Here is a 15,771-nt window from a genome sequence, read left to right as displayed (position 1 = left end):
GCGTGCAGCACGGTGCGGGAGAGCTCGACGGGGGTCACGGGCACAAGCGTATGGGAGGAAGGGGGTGGATATGCGAACCGGTTTTGAAGAGGGTCCGGGATGTGGACGGGGCCTCAATCACGGATCGACCAGCGAGCCATTCGCAGACGGCGGATCAACCGCCGGCACTCCCGGCCCGCTCGGCCTCCCCCGCGCCGAGGACGGACCCGTAAGCGGGCGCACTGCCACCACCGCCCCCCTGCCTCCCCCCGCTCCGCTCCCGCTCGACCAACTGCCTGACCATCCCGACGAGTTCATCGGGCTCGAACGGCTTGGCGAGGAAGGCGTCGACGCCCACTTCCAGCCCGGCCTCGACCTCGTACCGGGTACAGGCACTGATGATGGCGAGGGGCACATCACGGGTGCGCGGATCGGCTCGCAGTCGAGCGGCGGTCCGGATCCCGTCCAGCCGGGGCATGACCACGTCGAGGGTCACGACATCGGGCCGCACCTGATGAACGACATCAAGACACTCGGCACCATCGGCCGCGGTCACGACCTCCAGCCCCTCCAGCTCGAGGTTGACCCTGATCAACTGCCGGATGACCTTGTTGTCGTCCACAACAAGCACCCGGCCCGACGCGCCTGGCACAACTCGAGAGTAGGTCGGCCCCGGCCACCGCGTCCGGGTTTTCCCCACTTCCGCTCCGGCCGGGCGGCCCGCAACCCCGCCCCCGGCAGCGGAAACCCGTTCATGACCACCGCGAAGGAGCTGGTAGTGTTCTACCCGTCGCCGCGAGCAACGCGACCGACACGCCCCCGTAGCTCAGGGGATAGAGCAACGGCCTCCGGAGCCGTGTGCGCAGGTTCGAATCCTGCCGGGGGCACCTTGGATTAGGTGCCCAAAGACCCCGTCATCAGCGGAAACGCTGAGTGCGGGGTCTTCGCGTATGTGCAGGCGTGTGCCGCTCGGAGCGGCTGTATGTCGGGTGCCGTGGACTATCCGTGGACTGGCCACGGGCCAGGAATCCGCAGGTCAGGGCCGGAAAACGCCGAGGCCCCCGGACCGTAGTCCAGGGGCCATCATGCCGCAGGTGCGCGTGTCGGAGGTGTGCCGGGATCAGGTCCCGCCGCCGGGCTCCTCCTCCTGGCCGTCGCCCTCACCGAGGAGCTCGGCGATCCGGCGGTTGGCAACGTCCTGGCGGCCGTCGAGACACTTCGCGTACCGGCTCAGCAGCACTTCGACGCTGTTGCCCGCGCGTTCCGCCACCTCGGTGGGGTCGACGCCAGCGTTGAGCCACGAGGAGAGCGCGGCGTGCCTCAGGTCGTACGGTCGAGCGGCCAGCGGCGAGGCCACCTGTTCCGGCGTGAGCGCCAGGTGCCGGGCCTCGTCCCAGACGCGCCAGTACGTAGTGGAGGCGACCACTCCCCCACGTTCGTTGGCGAACAGCCGCCCGTCCTTGGCGGTGCCGAACTCCTCGATGTGGGCGATGAGCATGCGGACGAGGCGAGGTGGGATCGGGACGATGCGGGTTTCATTCGTGGGGCGATTCTTGAGGCCGCGGTTGTCGTGAACCTCCCCGGTCCCGGTCCAGCGCTTCCCGACCGTCGGGCGGGTCTTCTCCAGGATCAGCGAACCCCACCCGGTCTCCGGCAGCGTGCAGTCCGGACGACGCAGCGCCACAGCTTCCGCCGGCCGAAGCCCGCCGAAGTACATGCAGGCGAAGAGCGCGACCAGGCGCCGCCCACGGGCTCTGCGGTAGCCGCCGACGTAAGAGACGGCGGCCAGGAGTTCGCGTGCCTGCCGAGGGTTCACCACGACCCGGCGGTCGACTTCCTTGGTCACCTTCGGTGGCTTCCACTTCACGAGCGTGACCGGGTTCTCCGGGAGCTCCCTCAGTTCGACCGCGTAGGCGAGGGCATTGAAGAGGACCGCCCGCTTGCGCCGTACTGTCTCGGCGGCCGCCGGAGCGCCGGAACGCGTGAGCTTGAGCGAGTCGAGGACGCGGCGGATGTCTGCCGGATTCTTGAGCGTCGCCAACGGCAGAGAGGCTTTGGCTACCCAGCGAAGAGCGTTCGCGATGTCGACCGGCGGAGCTTCCTCGTCCGAGGCTTGGACGACGAAAGCCCAGCCCCGCAACGCACGACGCAAGACGTCGTCAGCTGGACGCCCAGGCCGATCACCTAGCAGCTGAGTCGTGACGAGCGTCATCGTCTCGTTCAAGCTGTCGCGGGAGTTCGGAGCCGCGTGTGGCCACTTCATGGCGACGTACGCCCGTGCGAAGTCGTACCAGGTACGGGACTCCTTGGCCGGTGCCATGGAGTCCGGCAGACCGGTTTCCGTGTCGAATGCCTCGCCCTTCTGGGCAGCCCGAAGAAGCTTGGCCCGGAAGTTGTCGGCGAGTGCCTTCGTCCTGAAGGTCTCGGAGCACGGCGGGGCATCGCCGACCTTCCATCGCACGTCATACGACGGCGTCTTGTACGGCCGCTTACGGATGCCCCACACCCGTACGTCATGCGACTTCACGCCGCCTCCGCGAGCCCGTGGAGCCAGGCGTCGAAGTCACTGCGCCATACGCGGATCTCACCGTTCGGAAGCTTGATCGCTTCCGGAGCCTGCCCCAGTTCGCGCCAGCGGTAGAAGGTTCGGCGGGACACTCCGCCGAGCTCGGCGAGGATCTGCGGGACAGTCATCAGTTCGTCACGACGGCGGTCCATGTCGGTTCTCCTTCCGTTCCGGGGGCGGGTTCGAGGGATGCGGCCAGCCAGGCTTCGGTGTCCGAGAGGCCGGTACCGGCGAAGACCCAGTGCGCGAGGACGTACGTCGTCTCCGGCTCGGGGCCGTTGGCTGCTGCGGCTTGGGCACGGCGCCATGCGGCGCGGGCGTCGCGGAGGGCTCCGAGGGTGGTGGAGTAGCGGCGGGACTTGGTGGAGAAGTGGCCGCGGAAGCCGAGCATGTGGGCCCAGGCACGCAGGCGGAGATGTTCGAGGTCCTTACGTGCGCCGAGGAACCATGCGGTTCGGATCATGCGGCGGGCGTGGTCGCTGATGTCGAGCTGGGCGAGTTCGGCGGCGAACTTGAGCGGCCGGTCCAGAGCTCCCGTCGCGGTCTCGGCGCCCTTGGTGGCGTACTTGGCGATGTAAGCGGCGACGGCCCGTTCGGTCAGTTCCTGGCCGTCGTTGAAGTCGGCCGAGCGGATGGTGCGTACGTCGAGTTGGCGGCCGAAGGTGAAGGTGTGCGTGCGGCCGTCGATGACCGGGCCGTCCACGCGGACCTTGGCAGCGGCAGCGCCGATAGCGTCCGTGAGCAGCTCGGCGGTTGCCCAAGTAGGGGGTGAGGTGTCGCCGCCGCTGGGGCCGTCGATGCGAATGACCGCGTGGAAGTGGACCGCGCCGCGCTTCTGGTACTCGGCGACCTTGGCGAAGGACACACGGGCGTGCTCGCGGAAGCGCCGCTGGGACAGGCCGGCGCGCTTGGCGACCTCTCGGCGCAGGTAGGTCGAGAACCGCCGCCACAGCGGACCGGCGTGGGCGTTCCAGAGCACGGCGGCTTCGTAGTCGTAGGTGTCCGGATCGAGCGGGGAGCCGAGTACGTCGTCGTCCTGGTCGTGATGGGCGCCGCAGCGGCATGGACGCCCGCTGGAAGGGCGGGTGTGGACCGGGCCGAAGCTCGGCGCGGTGAAGGTGGCGAACACGCGCGGGTGCGTGGCGACGTGTTCGGGAATGCCCTTGCCGCCGCGCAGGCCGGAGGTGATCAGGTGGAAGGTGTCGCGGCGGTAGACCTCGGCGCAGGCGGCGCAGCGGGTCGTGCGGCGGTTGTTGCAGCGGACGAGGAGCTGCCCGGCCGGGAGGCTGGACGAGTCGAGGCGGTGGAGGACGTTGCCGATCTCGCCGGTCGTGGTGTCGACGTCGTACTCGGTGCGGTGGCCGTCGAGGCGGATCGGGTTGGTGCAGCCGCCGAGTCCGGAGAGCTGGCGGAGGATACCCGGCAGCGTGCCCTGCGCGGCCAGGTTCGCGAGTTCCGGGAGTGGTGCCGGAGTGGTGCGGGTGAAGATGGCGTTTCCCCTTCTGGCTGGCTCGGTCGGGAGGAACAGGCCCCGGGGCGGCGAAATGCTTGGTCGTGTGCCGCCGCCCCGGAGGCCAGCGCGGTTCAGCGGCGGTGGTGATCGCGGAGCATGGAGCGCAGGACGACGGCGGCCACGGCAACGGAGATGGCCGTGACGGCGACGGCCGCCAGGAGCGCGGTGAGGACGACTCCACCGACGACCAAGGCCACGACGGTCTTCTGATCGACGGAGACCGTCGGGAGCGAGCGCCGAGCGGGTATCGGCTCGGTCGGGGTGTGGGTGTGCGCGGGCGGCGGGGTCGGGCTGTCGGGGTACTTCGGGAGGAACACGGGCCAGGTCTCCTTATCTACTCGTCTAGGCATGTGAGCCGTTTATGACGGTCACGCCGGAGCGCGTGCCGGACTCGATGGCGGGTGCGAGGAAGGTGCGGGAGAGCCAGAAGCCGAAGAGGGTGATCAGGACGACGATCCAGACGCGGACGCCGAGGAACCTGACTGCTCCCCAGGCGAAGAAGCCGAGAACGACGACAAGCGGCAGGCTGACGGTCACGGGGCGAGGGTCCTTTCAGCGAACGGGGCAGCGGTGGGTGCGGGCGGCCAGCTCGGCGGCGGCGCGGCCGTCGTAGTCGGTGGAGAAGCCGCAGCGCGGGGCGGTGCAGGCGGCGGTGTGCTTCTCCTGGCCCCGGCCGTCGTAGTAGGTGCCGACCTGGACGGGGCCGATGCGAACGACGTTGCGGAAGCGGCGGTTGGCAGTCACACAGGTCTCCTTTCAGAGGTGGGTGGCGATGGCTTCGGCCATGGCTGCGGGGACGCCGAGGCGGGCGCGGAGGGTGGGGGTGTCGATGGGTGTGCCAGTGCGGGTGTGGTGCTCGGCGGCGACCTTGCGGGCGTGTGCGACGAGAGCGGCCGGAACGGGCAGGGCGGGACGCTCAGGCGGTTCCGGCTCGTTGACCGGACGCTGGGGCGGGGTTTGCTCGGGTGCCGGGTGGACGGGTGGCTCGGGGAGGAGTTCTGGTTCCTCCGCCTGGTCGTGGACCTCGTCGCCGTCCGCGTCGGGTTCGGCGGCGTGGTCGATCGCCTTCGGTGCCGAGTGCGCGAGCAGGGTGCCGCCGAGGAAGGCGACCGCAGGCCAGCCCGCCACGAGAATGCGCAGCCAGGCCGGGACGTGGTTCATGTCGAGCAGGCCGGCGGTGGCGACGTTGGCTCCGAGTGAGGCCGTGAGCGCGATGACGAACCAGCACCACCCGGCCGCTTTCGCTTCCCCGGACCGCAAGCGACGCCAGGCGGCGACGAGCAACAGGTCGACGCTGATCGGGTAGGCCCAGGCTTTCCATCCGTCCTGCCCGGCCGCCGAGGCGATGTCATGCAGGTGGGCGAAGGACAGCGCGGCAGCGATGACAGCTTGGATGAGCACCGCGTCAACACGGGCCAGCTGGGCGCGCATGATGCGGCTCCTTCCGGATTCAGGCATGCGAGGGGTAGGGACTTGGCGTGAAACGGTCACGCCGACCGGGGTTGGTGAGGAGGTCAGCCGGTTGCCGGACGCGGTTCGATGACCGGGGCCCTGGATTCAACCGGCCGTACCGTCACCTCGGGCTGGAAGGGCTTGAGCACGGGCATGTCCGGCACCAGGTGCGCGTACGCGCGGCAGGTCTCGGCGGCGTCACCGAGGGACAGGTACGGCGTCCGGATGCGCGACCAGCCGCCGGAGGGGTCACCTGCCACGGCGAGGCCGGGCCGTTCGGGGGCGATGGCACATGCGGCCATGACCGCTTCGGGTGCGATGTCGCCGAGCGCCATCTTCGCGGAGGCTTCGTCGTTCACCCGGTGGCAGACGCGGCCGGTCAACTGGGCTCGCAGCATGGTGGCGCCCTTGCCCAGCTCGGCGCCGAAGCGCTGCCCGCAGACCTCAAGGTAGATGCCGGCCGCGCGGCCGAGCTGGGCGAGCCGGATGAGCTGGGTGACCATCTCGTCGCGCCGTTCCTCGTCCTTCCTGGTGGCGACGAGGAAGAGCTCGGCCACCTCGTCCACGAACAGCACGAGGGGAACCGGGCGTTCGGACTCAGGCAGTCCCCAGATGTCGGAGGTGATCTCTTCGGCCGGGGTGTCCGGGGCGATGCCTTGCCGGGCCTTGATCAGGTCGTAGCGGTCCTCCATTTCCTTCACGAGCACGGGCAGCAGCTCGGCTGCCTGTTCCGGTTCGGTCGCCAGCGCGGAGAGGCGGGAGGCGAACGGCGCCAGCTCCACACCGCGCTTGCAGTCGATCCCGACCAAGGCGACCGGCTGAGGGGCGAGTCCGGCGATCAGGTGCCGCAGATACATGGACTTACCCGACAGCGTGGCGCCGAGGGTGAGTTGGTGGGGCACGGTCCGGTAGTCGCGTATGAACGGCATGGCGTCCTCCCGCAGTGCCACCGGCACCTGAAGGAACCCGGCGTCCACCTTGCGCGGCATCCGCACCTGCCGCAGCACATCGAAGCCGACCAGCCGCAGCTCAACCACACCCGGCTTGACCGTGGTCACGTACACGGCGTGAACGCCCCAGGCATGCCGCAGCCGTTCCGCCGAGGCGGCGACATCGGCTGGTTCCTGCCCCGGAGCGAGCCGCAGACGGAGCCGCAGCCCGGTCGAGGTGGGCCGGATGATGCCCCGACGCGGCGGTACGGGGCGAACTTCACGGCGAGTGGTGGCCTTGACCGCCAGCATCCGCAGCCGGGACGGAGCCACGGTCAGGCCGCAGGCCTCCATGACCGAGCCGTAGGAGCTGAGGAGCCGGGCCGTGGATATCGGCAGGCCGACCGTGGACCAGTACACCCCGGGATGCTTGGCCCGGGCGTAGGCGGCCCCGCCGCCGAGTGCGGCGACAGGACCACCCACCTCCAGGAGTGTCGTCAGATCGGTCATCAGGCAGCGGCCCCGGTGGCGGCCGGGAACGCGGCCGGAGTCACGGCGGCGGCGCGGTAGGCGATGCCGTGGCGCTGCTGCCCGTTGAAGACGCTCTCCCACGGCCGGGCCACCAGACCCGGCAGCGAGACCGGAGCCCCGAGCGTCAGCCCCTCGGATACCCCGCTCTCCGGAACGGTGACCTTGATCAGCGACGATTCGCCGTCCTCCAGGTAGACGACGCCGATCGTCATCAGGGCCTCTCCGCTGGTGGCGTCCTTGGCGATCTCGCCCGTCTGCCGGTCGCGGACCTTGGGCTCGGGCGCCTCGGTCAGCAGGATCGTTGCGGCGGAGGTCTCTACACGGATGGTGCGCAAGATTCTTTCCCGTCTACTCGTCTATACAAGATGCAGTGTTCGGACCCGATCTCCGGGAACGGCGACCACCTTGCCACACAACTTGCCCACTCGTCTATACGAGTAAGCCTGTTGGGGTGTACGAGTTCGGAGAAGCCTCCCCGCGCACCACCGCCGATCAGGTACTCACGTCGCCGGGAGCTGGTACGACAGGACGTACGCGTCGGCCGCCATGACTGTGTCGCAGACCTCTACGGCCCGTCCCTCCTGGTCGAACGCGGTGCGGATCAGGTGGATGACCGGCACGCCGGAGGCCAGCCGCAGCGTCCGGACCTCATCAGGCGAGGGCATCCGGGCACGAATCTCTTCCTCGAAGTGGTCGAGGCGGTGCCCCAGCTCCTCAAGCCGGGCGTAGATGCCACCGGGCCCGGGGTTCGGCTCGGCAATCGGCGTACCGCGCGCGATGTCGAGCGGCAGATACGAGGTGGCGAACTCCACCGGCCGCCCGTCCAGCAGATACCGCCGACGCCGGGCCAGCACTCGCCGCACGGACCCAAGCCGGGTGGAGACGTCCTGGCTGGCTTTCTCCTCCTTGACCTCCAGGCTGTCCACCTGCGGGTGACTGCCGGCGGCGTCGGCCTCCACGATGAACGCGGACTTCCCCTGCTCACGGTGGCGCCTGGCGAACCGGTCAGAGGCAAGCCGCCTCACAGGCGGTCGTGGTCGCACGAAGACACCCTTGCCGTGCTCGGCGTGCACCAGGCCCTCGCCCTGGAGGACGGAGAAGGAGTTTCGAACGGTCATACGGGATACCCCGTAGTGCTCGACGAGTTCGGCCTCGGAGGGCAGCTTTTCGCCCTCCCTGAATCGCCCACGGTCGATGGCCTCGCGCAGCTGGTCGGCGATCTGCCGGAAGACCGCACGATCGCTCGTGGGGTCGAGATCGCCGAGGAGGCCGGAGGAAAGAGAGGGCACGTGTACTCCTTTAGGTATCTAGACGAGTGGGCGAGCTTTGTTGCTACGGTGGAGAGCCTAGCCATCCGAGAGGGCAGAGGAACGTGAGCACCGACCGTCCGCACTCCGTGAGCGTCGCCGGAGTCATCGTCGACGACCAGGGCCGGGCCCTCTTGATCAAACGCCGCGACAACGGCCACTGGGAACCCCCGGGCGGAGTCCTCGAACGCGAGGAGACCATTCCCGAGGCCCTCCAGCGCGAAGTTCTCGAAGAGACCGGCATCAAGATCGCGCTTCCCGCGACCCTGACCGGGATCTACAAGAACATGAAGGGCTTGATCGTCTCCATGGTCTTCCGCTGTGAGGCCGCCGACGGCACGCCCACCACCGGGGACGAGACCCGCGCACTGCGCTGGGCCACCCGCGAAGAGGTCATCGAACTCGCCGACGAGGCATACGCGATCCGCGTCCTGGACGCACTCGACGCGGTATCCCCGCCGGCCATCCGCGCCCACGACGGCGTGAAACTCGTCTAGCCCGAACCCGCTGCACATGGCGGCCTACCAGCACGAAGGAACTTGTATGCACGAGTATACGAGCACCGCCCGGGTCTGGGGACTCACTTGCCCAGGTTTTCCAGAAGAGGTCAGCCGGGCCCGCCGCTGGACGCGGGACATCCTGCGCGGATCTCCCCTGGCCGACGACGCCGAGCTCATCGTGAGCGAGCTGAGCGCGAACGCGATCCTTCACACGGCGAGCGGCGGGCTCGGCAGCTTCCACCTGGCCCTTGCGGTCTCCTCCAAGGTGGTGGCCCTGTCGGTCACCGACGAGGGAGGCACGGGCACGGCCCCGAAGGTCGAGCAGCCGAGCGTGGACGCGGTACACGGCCGCGGCTTGGGCATGGTCAGCGTCATCGCACACCGGGTGGTCGTCCACGGCAGCCACAGCGGCTACACCGTCACCGCCGAACTCTTCACGGACACCCAGCCGGGAGGACACCCGTGCTGATGGACAAGCCACAGCGGGGCTTCTGGTGCGAGTGCTGGACGCAAGACCTCAACGACGAGCGTGGGTTACCAGCACACCGCGCATCCTTCGACGCCTACTCAGCACCACAGGCAGACAGATGGGTAGCGGTCGCCCTGCACACCATCTCACCAGCACTCGACCCAGCCGCCTCCGACGAGGCCTGGGAATGGCTCTACGACGGCCGCATCGACACGCGACGAGCCCTCTTACGCATGGAACCCTGCACGGTCTCTCTGACCCATGCCAGCACCCGCATCACCTGGACGATCCGGCCAGTGGTCTTCCTACCGATGGCTCACCGTCAGGGCGTCGATCTCCCAGCCTGCGCACACGACTTCAAGCCCCGCTCCACAGACTGAGTTACAACTTTCTCTACTGGTTCAAGGCGGCTCGCTCCGCTCACCGCGCGCGGCCCGGCCCCCGGCCGGGCCTGCGCTCCTGTCTGCGCCCCGCTCCAGCCCGGCCGGCGCCCGTGCCGCGCGCACAGCAATCAGCCACCTGATGCCAGAGAAGGGGTACGTCGTGGCTGGGGCGGTCGGCTCCACGGCTTTACGGAGCCACTTTGGCGCGAGCCTCGAAGATCATGGCCCCAACGTCGTGCTTTACCGGGCAGGTCCACAGACTGCCCGACGCGCCGGAAGCTTACGGGGCCATGATCACTCGCGCCAAAGCAGCGCCACCCCAAACCCGCTCCGCCGACCTCGTCACAGGATCCGTTGACTGTGTGTCGAGATCTCAATGGTCTGAGGCTGTCCCGCGATGGCACCGCGACGTTTGATCTGTTGCGAGGAGGCCCAGACAATGTCCGGATGGCCAGTGGCAGCCAGCTGACGCAATGCGTCCTCTTGTTCTTGATTCGGCACAAGCTCATAAACGTCCGCCACCAGAATCTCCAGCGATTCAGCCCACGGACTGTAGCGAATTCGATCTACCTCACGCCCAAGATAATTATGCATAATATGCGGGAACTTATCTAGCGGCAGAATTCCAGTGGCAAGCAACTCTTCTTGGAACTCTCTCCATGGAGAATCCTCACGACCTTGCCGAGAGTCGAACCACCGGAAAAACTGAAATATCTTCTTCCCTGGAACTCGTATGCGTAGGTCGCCGTAGCTCACGGAATCAAGAGGGATCAGGTCATCATCCGTTACCCCCATGGCAGAAAGCGTAGCGTTGCCCTGGGGTGAAACCTTATGTACCCCGCCCACCGGTTGGAACTGAGTGCGGTACCGCGATCCCCGGATCAGCAGGTACTTTCCGTCAACGTAGATTTTGAACAGGTACGAGGTCGAGACACGGATGGAACGGTTGCGATAGCGCAGTGAATACCAAAGGTGCCTGATGTTTCCCCAGTTCTGCGCTATCTCGTCAACCACTGGCACGAACAGGCCAACACTGAGGCCAGCTGTCATACTGACGAGGGTGGAGTTAGCGATAAAAAAGCTGGCTACTCCTGATGAAATCGCCAGGAGTGCGTAGACAGCAAGTCGCAGCAAAGAATTCTCCTAGCGAGGCAGGGGCACTACGGGGTCGCCGAGGAGGTAACGACTCACCCATACTAGTCTGGAATTGGATTGCGCCAGTCTCTCGAGTAGCGGGCGGGAGACTGAATGGGCTTCGTACATTGCGACAAGCAGCGCACGTCGAACGTTTACATCGGATTCGTGCTCGTACTCGCGTCGTAGGAGCTGCCCGTCAGCAATCGTACTTACCCTTCCGAGGTATCGGGCAGCAAACTCACGAGGGAGGCTCGACTTATTCTTGTTCTGAAGTATCGCCCAGGCTGCATCTCGGATGTCGGGTGAGTTGATTCTCTGACGCGTAGCGGCCTGAAGTATGCGCTGTTCCAGGCTGTCGTACTTGTGATCGGCGGCCTGCCGCATCGTGGATACGTAGGCCCTGGTGACTGCATGCAAGCGCTCAGGGAAGCACTCAAGGTATCTGATTATCTCAACCACTAAATGGTGACTTTCCTTGAGGTGCCGTAGGGCCCAAGGGAGGGCGCGATCATCCTTCAAGTTTCCCATGCGGAAGAGGGCGAACTTAACATCTCGATCTAACTGCTTCCCTGCGGTTGCTTCGAGAAAGAGCTTATAGAGCCTTTCGTCGGCTCCGATTTCTCCGATCTTTAGCCCATAGTTGATTGCATCCTTTTCTAGGTCTTCAAGTTGCGAAAGTGCGTTCGCCTCGTCATGGATGCTGGTTTTAGTCATAGACATGGAGAGGCGACGCGAGCGGAGAATGGCATTTATTTCAAGCAAGGCGTTCCGGAGAGACTCCCTCTCCGTGTCGAATATCATCATGTCATCCGAGTAGCGCAGGTACTCGAAATCTGACCTGTGAACGAACTCATCCACGGGCAGGAGATAAAGGTTGGCCAAAATTGCTGAAGAGTCGGGCCCTTGCGGTATTCCCCAAGCATGGCTCGAAGACTGGAACATTCGTAGATAGGTGATTAGGCTTTCGGTCACCCGAGATGATGCACCTGTAGATTGGATATCGATTGCCAGTGTATCGATGTCGATATGCTCGTAAAATGAAACGACATCGGTCCGGGCTAGCTGAAACGGGGTTTCCGTCACCAACTGCACACCGTATTTTTGCATGGAAACCCACGAGTTAACAGGCGACCAGAAAGACTTACCGTTGTCACCCCATCTGGCACTGTAAACGCTATCGCGAAGCTGCGCCTCAACTAGCTCGGCAATGGAGAATACAAGCGTGTCGTAAACGAGGCGATCATGTACTGTCAGGCGTGCAATCGGTCGAACGGCGACGGGATTTTTGGGGAGATCCAGAACCTCAACATAGTCGGGGCCGACTTGGCCGCTTCGGAGCGCGGTCACAACATTTTTGCGGACATCAAACCAGGAGGCGTTTATGTCTGCCCAATTGATGATGTCGGGTATTTCTGACCGTCCTCGTCCATGAAACAGGCGAGTCCACGCCTCGTCGAGATATGCGAAGAACGGGCGACGGTTCATGTCTCTTGTTGCTCCCCCTGGTCGGCGCCACCGACGCGCGAACACATAGCGTAATAGAAGAGGGGGGCTGAGTGACAGTCTCAGTTGAGTGCGTCTGCGTGGCCTCCTGAGGCCAAGGAGCGGTGAGTTGCTGCCGTCGGTGACAAGCCGCGTGCCAGACACATGTCAGATCGTGCGGGGAACCACGGGGACATCGGGGAGTCAACGAACTGCCTACCAAGCCTCGACTCGCTCCTGCCGCAGCTCAGCAGCACTTCACGCGCAGAGAGCCCCAGCTCCCCAAGCTCATAACCTCAGGACGGCTTCTGCCCCTTCTAGGTGCCGCTTGACCGCAGCGCGAGATGCGCAGCGGGACGGCACGGACGACCTACTCGGGCGCACCGTTGCTCGAAATCTGGAGGAAGCCAACCGCGGTTGAGTAAACGCGGGTGGGCAGGGAACGCAGTGATCGCAGCGAGAGCGAAGGCGAGCGAAGCCCACGGCGTCTGCACTCGAACCGTCGTCTGGGAACCGCGAGTGTCGATGAAGCTCGTCTGGAACACGTCAGGAGCCGCGAGCTCGATGGAACTCAACGCCCGCCAGTCAAGGTCCAGTTCGGCAGCATGCGCAAAGTGGAGCCTCTGCAGCGTGAGGGTGACTTCGCCGGTACCGTCTACCACCCACCGTGGCTGAGCATCACGCGCTGCCTGACGACGTCGGGCAGAGTTTCCGATGGCAGAGCCCACCAAGGAGCCGACCACAAAGCCAGGGCTGCCGAAGGCAACCACGTTGGTGTGTGTGTACCTCCCGCTACCGAGGGCCCTCCAGGTCATGCGTTGGCCCGGTCCAACTGCGAGTGCGCGATCACCGTGCTGTAGTCGCGCGGTCGTGGCCACGATGGGCCGGCGGGCCACTTGTCCTTCGAGGACATCGGCGAGGATGTCGCATGAGTGCCAGAGGTACTCATCGACCGGCGACCACGACGGTTGACCAGAGTTCTCTGGCGGCGGTGCAAAGGGATTGGCCACTGTCGCTCCAGCCTCCCATCAGGAGTCAAGGACTACCGTTCGCGATCAAGCCTACTCAGATCGTTCTGCCTGTCGGCCCGTCAACTGCCCACCGACCCAACCGCGACTGCACCATGAGCGCACCAGAACGGGCGGGGAACAGCGGGGAACCACGGTGAAAGCACTACAGCTCAACGAGGCCGCAGCTCAGCCGTTCGCCCAGGTCAGCCCGCCAACGGGCCCTGCAAGAACGCAGCTTCCCAAGCTGATGGCTCCGGCACCGATGTCACGGGCCAGCCGTCGCGTCTTGCTCTGGTCAACGGGACCAGCAGCGTGGCTGAACCCGGTGGGGGTATAGCGACGCATACGCGCGCGTGATCGGTCCGTGCACCCACCATCGGCTGACTGTCGTCGGCTGGGGTTCAGACGTTGGCCCGCCGCACGCCGGCACGACAGGTCGAGGAACCAGGGGCAACCTCGGGCGGTCACACGCACGAGCACACGACCACTGCCCCCGACCAACTACGCCGGTCAGGGGGCCATTCTCACTGCCTAGCTTCCCAATTCAGACGACGCCATCACATCTATCTCCGCGTCATCTGTTGTGGGATTCCACACTTCACGAGGACCGGTCACATGCGTTATTCCGATAGTCTGCCCGTGGGGGAATGCCTTATCTCGCGAGAAGAAGTAGTCGGCTTTCATGCGAATCGCCGTGGCGAGGTGGGTAGCGTCCGGGCCGCGCAAGTTGTACTGAGCGGCGAGCTGCCGAACCTCCCGCGCGACAAGTATGTCCACCTCGACCCATTGAACATCCAGCCGGTCCAGGTATTCGTCCACAACCCGGTCCCGATCGATTGCAGCCACATCACCCTTGTGGCCATTTAGCTCGACCAGAAGGAGGGTCGAGGCGACGACCTGTATGTCACCCCTATAGGCAGCGCGAAGTACTTTGTAGGAGTTAGGCCACAAGCCCTTTTCCTTCTTTATGACGTTGAGGAAGATATCAGCGTCAACATAGACCAAAGGCTCAGGCACTTCTCACCTGCTTCAGATACTCGGCGGTGCTGAGGTCGCCCGTTATCCGTGGATTGATACCCAGGATGGCTGCCGGGTCCATTTGAGATTGATAGTCCGGCAAGACTTCCAGATCTGTCATCTGCAAAGAAACCGCCTGCCCCTCGGAATTCCTTTGCAAGATCCCAGACGCCATTACGCGTCGCCCCCACGCATTGCGAAGAAGCTCACTGTGGTCACTATGAGCGACCACACGGACGGCGTGGCGAGTTCGCGGGTCCCTGATCAGGGCCCGTGGGGAGCTTCCCTTGCTGTGGCTCAACACATCCAACGTTCCAGTCACGCTGGAAAAAGCACTCTTCGCCGGAAGAACAGCCTGTGTCGCGTTACTGACCGTTTCTTCGTCGACAACGGCGGTATGACGATCACCATTGAGGCTCGTAACGGCGACCTGCTCTACGCCTCCAGCCCCGAGATGCTTGCCTATGTGGCCAACCCTGGCCACAGTCCGCTCGCTGAAGAAAGGAGGGATACGGGGTGACTCCGTTAGAGACTCAATGCCGTCCACAAACCCGTGCAGCGGGGCCGCGATCGACTGCCATGTCCGCTTAGCTGGCACAACAGCCGGCACCAAGACGATGCGTACGTCGCTCTCCATGGTCATCTCATCGATAGCCCATCGGAGGCGCGGGCTACGGACAGGCAGGGCCGTCCGGTCGACCTCCTCAAGCGACATCCTGACCTCGTTGAGGATTTGCGTGTAGGTCTTGAGATCGAGTCGGGTTGAAGTGGGGGCGATGCGCACCTCAAGAGCGCTATCGTCGCGGACAGCAGTGGTCACGGCTACACCCCTTCCCAGCGGTTGAGTCCATCGTCGCACCGGAGTGTGACAGCCGACTCGGGCTTGCGCTCCCGCATCGAGCAGACGCTACGGATCGCGGTTCCAGCGCGCCCCCTTCTTGTTCACGTGAGTGATGCAATCGTTATACGGGACGTAGTCTGCTCTCTCTCCTCGCGACCCAAACACTGTGCCTTGCCTGCCTGACCCAGCAGCGAGCGGCGGTCGGCAGGGGGAGCCGGGGCACCGTCAGCGTCGCCCGTTCAGCGCATTGCCCCTGTTCAGGGAGCCATCCGGGCTTGACCACCGGTGCTTCCCAAGCTGATGGCGTCGGCGCGCGCCTGCGTGCGCCTGGTGGATCCAACACGCGCCTTCCCTGCCAGCAGAGGCTGAGCCATGGTTCCTGGAGCCGGAATACTGCGCGATCAGCCGGAGGGGGAAGCAGCATGGCGAAGTGTGGCGCCCCGACCAGGGCAGGGGGACAGTGTCAGCGGCCGGTGGTGACCGGCACGTCCCGACGCCCGGTTCATCAGGGGCCATGGTCCTCGTACGGTGGCCCAGCGCAAAGAGAAGGAAGCCAACGAGAAGAAGCGCAAGATCCGCAAGAAGCGCTAGAGCCTGTCGTCAAAGTGATCTTGGATTGTGGATCATGGTGTGGTGATACGTCGCCATGAACTGT

Annotated in this window: 18 protein-coding genes and 1 tRNA gene; 4 read left to right on the top strand and 15 right to left on the bottom strand. The window is 65.3% G+C overall.

Annotated elements, in window-relative coordinates; all coding sequences use genetic code 11:
* Positions 1-154: 154 nt before the first annotated feature.
* Positions 155-679: a response regulator gene (locus AOQ53_RS19535; RefSeq protein WP_078945393.1), complete on the bottom strand. Its 525-nt coding sequence runs from the start codon at positions 677-679 to the stop codon at positions 155-157.
* 115 nt (positions 680-794) lie between these two features.
* Here AOQ53_RS19535 and AOQ53_RS19530 point away from each other — a divergent pair.
* Positions 795-866 (top strand) — tRNA-Arg (locus AOQ53_RS19530).
* Between the two features lie 233 nt (positions 867-1,099).
* Here the strand turns inward: AOQ53_RS19530 and AOQ53_RS19525 are convergent.
* The 10 genes from AOQ53_RS19525 to AOQ53_RS19480 form a co-directional block, all read right to left on the bottom strand.
* Entirely contained in the window at positions 1,100-2,506 is a 1,407-nt protein-coding gene (locus tag AOQ53_RS19525; RefSeq protein WP_059419028.1) for a tyrosine-type recombinase/integrase, read from the bottom strand.
* Entirely contained in the window at positions 2,503-2,697 is a 195-nt protein-coding gene (locus AOQ53_RS19520; protein ID WP_059419032.1) for a helix-turn-helix transcriptional regulator, read from the bottom strand. Before AOQ53_RS19520 ends, AOQ53_RS19525 begins: the two co-directional genes overlap by 4 nt.
* Positions 2,673-3,989: a replication initiator gene (locus AOQ53_RS19515; RefSeq protein WP_078945391.1), complete on the bottom strand. Its 1,317-nt coding sequence runs from the start codon at positions 3,987-3,989 to the stop codon at positions 2,673-2,675. The genes AOQ53_RS19520 and AOQ53_RS19515 overlap by 25 nt, the downstream gene beginning before the upstream one ends.
* Before the next feature lie 140 nt (positions 3,990-4,129).
* Positions 4,130-4,375 (bottom strand): hypothetical protein, encoded by a 246-nt coding sequence (locus AOQ53_RS19510; RefSeq protein ID WP_059419025.1) that lies wholly within the window; start codon positions 4,373-4,375, stop codon positions 4,130-4,132.
* A 25-nt stretch (positions 4,376-4,400) separates the two neighbouring features.
* Positions 4,401-4,595, bottom strand: coding sequence for a hypothetical protein (locus AOQ53_RS19505; protein WP_059419023.1), 195 nt, complete (start codon positions 4,593-4,595; stop codon positions 4,401-4,403).
* Between the two features lie 15 nt (positions 4,596-4,610).
* Positions 4,611-4,802 (bottom strand): mobile element transfer protein, encoded by a 192-nt coding sequence (locus AOQ53_RS19500; protein WP_059419022.1) that lies wholly within the window; start codon positions 4,800-4,802, stop codon positions 4,611-4,613.
* A gap of 12 nt (positions 4,803-4,814) precedes the next feature.
* Positions 4,815-5,489: a DUF2637 domain-containing protein gene (locus AOQ53_RS19495; RefSeq protein ID WP_059419020.1), complete on the bottom strand. Its 675-nt coding sequence runs from the start codon at positions 5,487-5,489 to the stop codon at positions 4,815-4,817.
* Positions 5,490-5,572: 83 nt separating this feature from the next.
* On the bottom strand, positions 5,573-6,949 hold the full coding sequence (locus AOQ53_RS19490) for an FtsK/SpoIIIE domain-containing protein (RefSeq protein ID WP_059419019.1): 1,377 nt from the start codon (positions 6,947-6,949) through the stop codon (positions 5,573-5,575).
* Positions 6,949-7,305 carry an SCO3933 family regulatory protein gene (locus AOQ53_RS19485; protein ID WP_030851889.1) on the bottom strand — a complete coding sequence of 119 codons (357 nt, stop codon included), beginning with the start codon at positions 7,303-7,305 and terminating at the stop codon, positions 6,949-6,951. The genes AOQ53_RS19490 and AOQ53_RS19485 overlap by 1 nt, the downstream gene beginning before the upstream one ends.
* Positions 7,306-7,470: 165 nt before the next feature.
* Positions 7,471-8,259, bottom strand: a complete 789-nt coding sequence (locus AOQ53_RS19480) for a GntR family transcriptional regulator (RefSeq protein WP_059419018.1) — start codon at positions 8,257-8,259, stop codon at positions 7,471-7,473.
* Between the two features lie 107 nt (positions 8,260-8,366).
* Between AOQ53_RS19480 and AOQ53_RS19475 the strand changes: the two genes are divergently transcribed.
* The 3 genes from AOQ53_RS19475 to AOQ53_RS41300 are packed head-to-tail and all read left to right on the top strand — an operon-like array spanning position 8,367 to position 9,626.
* A complete protein-coding gene (locus AOQ53_RS19475) occupies positions 8,367-8,774 on the top strand; it encodes an NUDIX hydrolase (RefSeq protein ID WP_030250141.1) in 408 nt (135 codons plus the stop codon).
* Positions 8,775-8,820: 46 nt separating this feature from the next.
* Complete coding sequence (locus AOQ53_RS19470; protein ID WP_059419016.1) at positions 8,821-9,246, top strand: ATP-binding protein; 426 nt, start codon at positions 8,821-8,823, stop codon at positions 9,244-9,246.
* Positions 9,246-9,626: a hypothetical protein gene (locus tag AOQ53_RS41300; RefSeq protein WP_167745738.1), complete on the top strand. Its 381-nt coding sequence runs from the start codon at positions 9,246-9,248 to the stop codon at positions 9,624-9,626. Before AOQ53_RS19470 ends, AOQ53_RS41300 begins: the two co-directional genes overlap by 1 nt.
* A 345-nt stretch (positions 9,627-9,971) precedes the next feature.
* On the opposite strand, the gene AOQ53_RS41295 is transcribed toward AOQ53_RS41300, so the two are convergent.
* The 4 genes from AOQ53_RS41295 to AOQ53_RS19460 form a co-directional block, all read right to left on the bottom strand.
* On the bottom strand, positions 9,972-10,679 hold the full coding sequence (locus tag AOQ53_RS41295) for an SMODS-associated NUDIX domain-containing protein (RefSeq protein ID WP_078945394.1): 708 nt from the start codon (positions 10,677-10,679) through the stop codon (positions 9,972-9,974).
* 93 nt (positions 10,680-10,772) lie between these two features.
* Positions 10,773-12,251 (bottom strand): RNA-directed DNA polymerase, encoded by a 1,479-nt coding sequence (locus AOQ53_RS41290; protein WP_078945389.1) that lies wholly within the window; start codon positions 12,249-12,251, stop codon positions 10,773-10,775.
* A 1,538-nt stretch (positions 12,252-13,789) separates the two neighbouring features.
* On the bottom strand, positions 13,790-14,275 hold the full coding sequence (locus AOQ53_RS19465) for a type II toxin-antitoxin system VapC family toxin (protein ID WP_059419014.1): 486 nt from the start codon (positions 14,273-14,275) through the stop codon (positions 13,790-13,792).
* Complete coding sequence (locus AOQ53_RS19460) at positions 14,268-15,095, bottom strand: hypothetical protein (protein WP_059419013.1); 828 nt, start codon at positions 15,093-15,095, stop codon at positions 14,268-14,270. The genes AOQ53_RS19465 and AOQ53_RS19460 overlap by 8 nt, the downstream gene beginning before the upstream one ends.
* Positions 15,096-15,771 lie beyond the last annotated feature (676 nt).

This window comes from Streptomyces azureus, assembly GCF_001270025.1.
Taxonomy (GTDB): Bacteria; Actinomycetota; Actinomycetes; order Streptomycetales; family Streptomycetaceae; genus Streptomyces; species Streptomyces azureus.
The sequence above is the reverse complement of the archived record's forward strand: the minus strand, read 5'-3'. Positions and strand labels throughout refer to the sequence as shown.